At 45.9% G+C, this 3,813-nt stretch carries 1 protein-coding gene and 4 pseudogenes; 3 read left to right on the plus strand and 2 right to left on the minus strand.

What is annotated here, in order from left to right:
* Positions 1 to 157 precede the first annotated feature (157 nt).
* Entirely contained in the window at positions 158 to 1,927 is a 1,770-nt protein-coding gene (locus tag IQ229_RS17340) for a pentapeptide repeat-containing protein (RefSeq protein WP_194045824.1), read from the plus strand.
* A 642-nt stretch (positions 1,928 to 2,569) separates the two neighbouring features.
* Positions 2,570 to 3,061 (plus strand): annotated as a pseudogene (locus IQ229_RS25000) (pentapeptide repeat-containing protein); the annotation flags it as partial.
* Here the strand turns inward: IQ229_RS25000 and IQ229_RS25005 are convergent.
* Positions 2,978 to 3,157 (minus strand): annotated as a pseudogene (locus IQ229_RS25005) (hypothetical protein); the annotation flags it as partial. The pseudogenes IQ229_RS25000 and IQ229_RS25005 sit on opposite strands and share 84 nt — an antisense overlap.
* On the opposite strand from IQ229_RS25005, the pseudogene IQ229_RS25010 reads away from it, so the two are divergent.
* A pseudogene (locus IQ229_RS25010) lies at positions 3,074 to 3,400 on the plus strand (pentapeptide repeat-containing protein); the annotation flags it as partial. The pseudogenes IQ229_RS25005 and IQ229_RS25010 sit on opposite strands and share 84 nt — an antisense overlap.
* Positions 3,401 to 3,629: 229 nt before the next feature.
* Here the strand turns inward: IQ229_RS25010 and ppnK are convergent.
* A pseudogene (ppnK, locus tag IQ229_RS17350) lies at positions 3,630 to 3,813 on the minus strand (NAD(+) kinase); the annotation flags it as partial.

Consider the following 3,813-nt stretch of genomic DNA (forward strand, 5'->3'; position numbering starts at 1 on the left):
GAACTAGCCTGCCCTAAATATAGCCAACTCATGAATTTTTTACTATAGTATTTATTTATACTATTGATTGTTGGGAATGCAAAGCAAACTAGCATAGAAAAGTTTTTAATTCAGGATTATCAAAAACAGTTATTTAAATGTAACAACGGAAACAAAAATGTCAACATATTTATCTCAAGTCTGGCAGATGCTGAGAAATTATGTGAGTGGTACAAGGTTACAAGAGATGCCAAAGACCACATCGCTAGAAACTGAAGCAGTTTTACCTCTAGGAAAAAATATTAAAGAACCAGACAAAAGCGTTAGATTAGCTCAAGATAATTTGCAGGAATATTTATACTCTCCAAGACTGCAAAAAAGCTTAGAAAAATGGACAGTACCCAAGAACGGTTTGACTTCTCAGATAGACGATCGCACATTGGGCACTTTACCCACTGGGTTTTGCTTTAAAGTATGCGATCGCCAGATGCATGAAGAGATTTATGATTTATTGGGCAATGCTGCCCTGAAACCTGAGATAGTCAACCAACTAATGGAATTGGTTGTGACTGGTCAAAAAATTCGTCCAGAATTGCTTTTTGGGCGGCTAGAAGATTTTTATCGTCGTTGGTGTCAGGGAGAATTTATCGATGGCACACCAGATGATAACCTGCCTCAGAAAACAAAGTTAAAGCTTGCGGCACAAAATATTGCGATCGGGTTGAGACAGGTAGACATATATACAGGGCTGAACGTACTGATTTTATTACTAGAGTTACACCGCTACGCCCAAGGGCAAGATGAACTCAAACAAAAAATCATCTTCTATCCATCTGCCCAACCGGAGACAGACAATTTTTTCACATCCCAACTGCTGCGGATTATCAATTATAGCGATGCCCTGGAAATTGGCAACTTTAGTAGTATAGTCGGACAATTCCTCAAAGGCGGCAACTTTAGGGGTGCTTACCTCGGCGATGCCAACCTTACTGGGGCAAACTTTAGCGGTGCCGACCTAAGCCTTGCTTATCTCGGCGATGCCAACTTAACTGGCGTAAACTTCAGCGGTGCCAACCTCAGCGGTGCCAACCTCGGCGATGCCAACCTCAGCGGTGCCAACCTCAGCGGTGTTAACCTCAGTGGTGCCGATCTTAGTAGCACCAACCTCAGCGGTGCTAACCTTAGCTGTGCCAACCTTAGCCACGCCGACCTCAACCGCGCCGACCTTAGCAATACCAACCTTAGCCGCGCCGACCTTAGCCGTGCCGATCTCAACCGCGCCGACCTTAGCAGCACTAACCTCAGCCATGCTGACCTAAATAACGCCATCCTTTTCGGTGCAAATCTGAGTGAAGCCAACCTTAATAGCGTTAGCCTTAGCCATGCCGACCTTTGCCGCGCCGACCTCAGTGGCGCTGATTTGAGTCACGCCATCCTCAACGGTACTAACCTCAGTGACACAATTCTTTTCAGTACCAACCTCAGCGATGCTATCCTGGTTGCCGCAGACCTCAGCTATGCCAAACTTAACGGTGCCAAACTTAATAATGCCAGACTTAACGGTGCAATGTTTTTAGGTGCTGACCTCAGCGGTGTAGACCTCAGTCGAGTGATTCTCAACGAAGCTGACCTCAGTGGCGTGATTCTCAACGACGCCGATCTCAGTGGTGCTGACCTCACCGACGCGATCCTATTTGGCACAGACTTCAGTTATGCCAACCTTAACAATGCTAACCTCAGTGGCAGTAACCTCAGTGGTGCTATCCTTAACGGCGCGGATCTTAGCCATAGCAACCTCAGTTACGCCATTTTGGGTGGTGCAGACCTCAGCGATGCCAATCTAGAAGAGATGATCTGGGGTAAAAAGCAGCAGTGGGAAAGCGTGCGGGGATTAGAAACGGCAGTTAATATACCGGAGGCGTTGAAGGAAGAACTGGGACTGAATTGAGATGAGGAGAAAGGTAAAACCCAAGCTTGATGTGATCGCCTTTCCTCTTCCTCCATTCTTCCTCCGTGTCCTCTGCGCCTCTGTGGTAGTCTGCGGAAAGCTGCTATGCGTTTACGTCATTCTTCCCACACCCATCAACCCCAAATTTTACACTAAACTCTAAATAACCAGTAATTAAACAAGTCCCAGTGAATGAACAAGCGTTTATCGCAAACCTGGCAGAAGTTTCAGCAATCCTTCTCAATAGAAGAGAGTCTGAACACCACAGTTGAGACTGGCAAAGCAGTTTTGGAAGCCGCTGAACATCTGAAAGCGTGGACACAATACGAAGAAACAGAAGACGGAAAACAACTAGTTATTCTCGAAGACCAAATGAATTGGCAAATTTATGATTTGCTGGGTTTTGGCAGACTCACACCAGAAATTGTGGAATCTTTGATGAGGCTGCTTACTAAAAAACAAGATTTCTCTTGGGAGCAATTATTTAAACGCTTAGAAAATTTTTACCATAACTGGTGTAAGGGGAAGTTTATTGACTCTGCGAAAGAGACTTTGCCTCAAAAAAAGCTACAACAGTTGCAACAGTATGGAATTCAAGGGCTAGGTCAGCGTGAGGTGGATATTTATGCTGGGTTGAATGTGATGATTTTGCTTTTGGAGTTGCACCGTTATGCTACAGGGCGAGATGATCTCAGACAAGAAATTGTTTTCTATCCGTCTGGTCAAACTGGTGCAGACAATTTTGAAGAATACCAATTAACTCGTGTCATCAATTACAGTGATTGCTTTCAGCTTGGAACTTTTAGTAGTGTAGTTGGGCAATTCTTCAGCAACGCCAACCTTAGCGGCGCATACTTTAGAGGCGCAGACCTTAGCGAAGCAAACCTCAGCTACGCAAATCTTAGTGGCGCATACTTTGGCCTCGCAAATCTCAATCGTGCAAATCTCAAAGGCGCGAACCTTTGTGGTGCATACTTTGGCGGCGCTAGCCTCGATGGTGCAAATCTCAGCGACGCAAGCCTCAGTGCTGCAAGCTTCTATGGTGCAAACCTCAGCGGAGCAAACCTCAGCGGAGCAACCCTCAGCGGAGCAACCCTCATTGGTGCAAACCTTTACTTCGCAGTTCTTGGCGAAGCAAACCTTAGCAAAGCAAACTTCAGAGGTGCAGAACTTGGCGAAGCAAACCTCAGCGGCGCAAATCTCAGCCGCGCAAACCTTAGCGGTGCAGATCTTAGCTACGTAAATCTCAGCAGCGCAGACCTCAGTGGCGCAAATCTCAAACGCGCAAATCTCAAAGGCGCAAACCTTTGTGGTGCAGACCTCTGGGGCGCAAACCTCAGCCGCGCAAATCTCAGCCAGAAGAGTTCGGGAGATATGGACTGGGATGAAAATACAAACTGGGAAAATGTGGAAGGACTTGATACAGCAGTGAATGTGCCAAAAGCCTTAAAGAAACAGTTGCGGCTGAGTTAAAAAGAGGTGGAAGTAAAGGAGGTTTTCCCTACTTGACTTTTTTTTACATCACTCTAAATTGTCAGCCAATCAACGGTATCAGCAAAGAAAGTCACTATCAGAGCAGAAAGCCCCCAGATTAATCCAGGGGCTTGGGTAATTTTGATTGCGATCGCCTACAGTCGTTATGCGATGTCTACGACGGGCTACGCCTACGCAATCTACGGTAAATGCACTCTAAAATACTTAATTAATTACGGTGATTATTGCTGTAGTGAACCCTTGTACCTGCCCACAGCAATTTCTCCCGTAGCGTCTGATAGTAGGAATTGTTCTCGCGCAAAATAATAAATTTAGCCCGACACTCTGCCATCCGTACATCAACACGGTGTCCGGGCCAAATTGAAGTTCCCAAAACCCCATCTGTCCACAGC

Origin of the sequence: Nostoc cf. edaphicum LEGE 07299 (assembly GCF_015207245.1) — a bacterium.
Taxonomy (GTDB): domain Bacteria; phylum Cyanobacteriota; class Cyanobacteriia; order Cyanobacteriales; family Nostocaceae; genus Nostoc; species Nostoc edaphicum_B.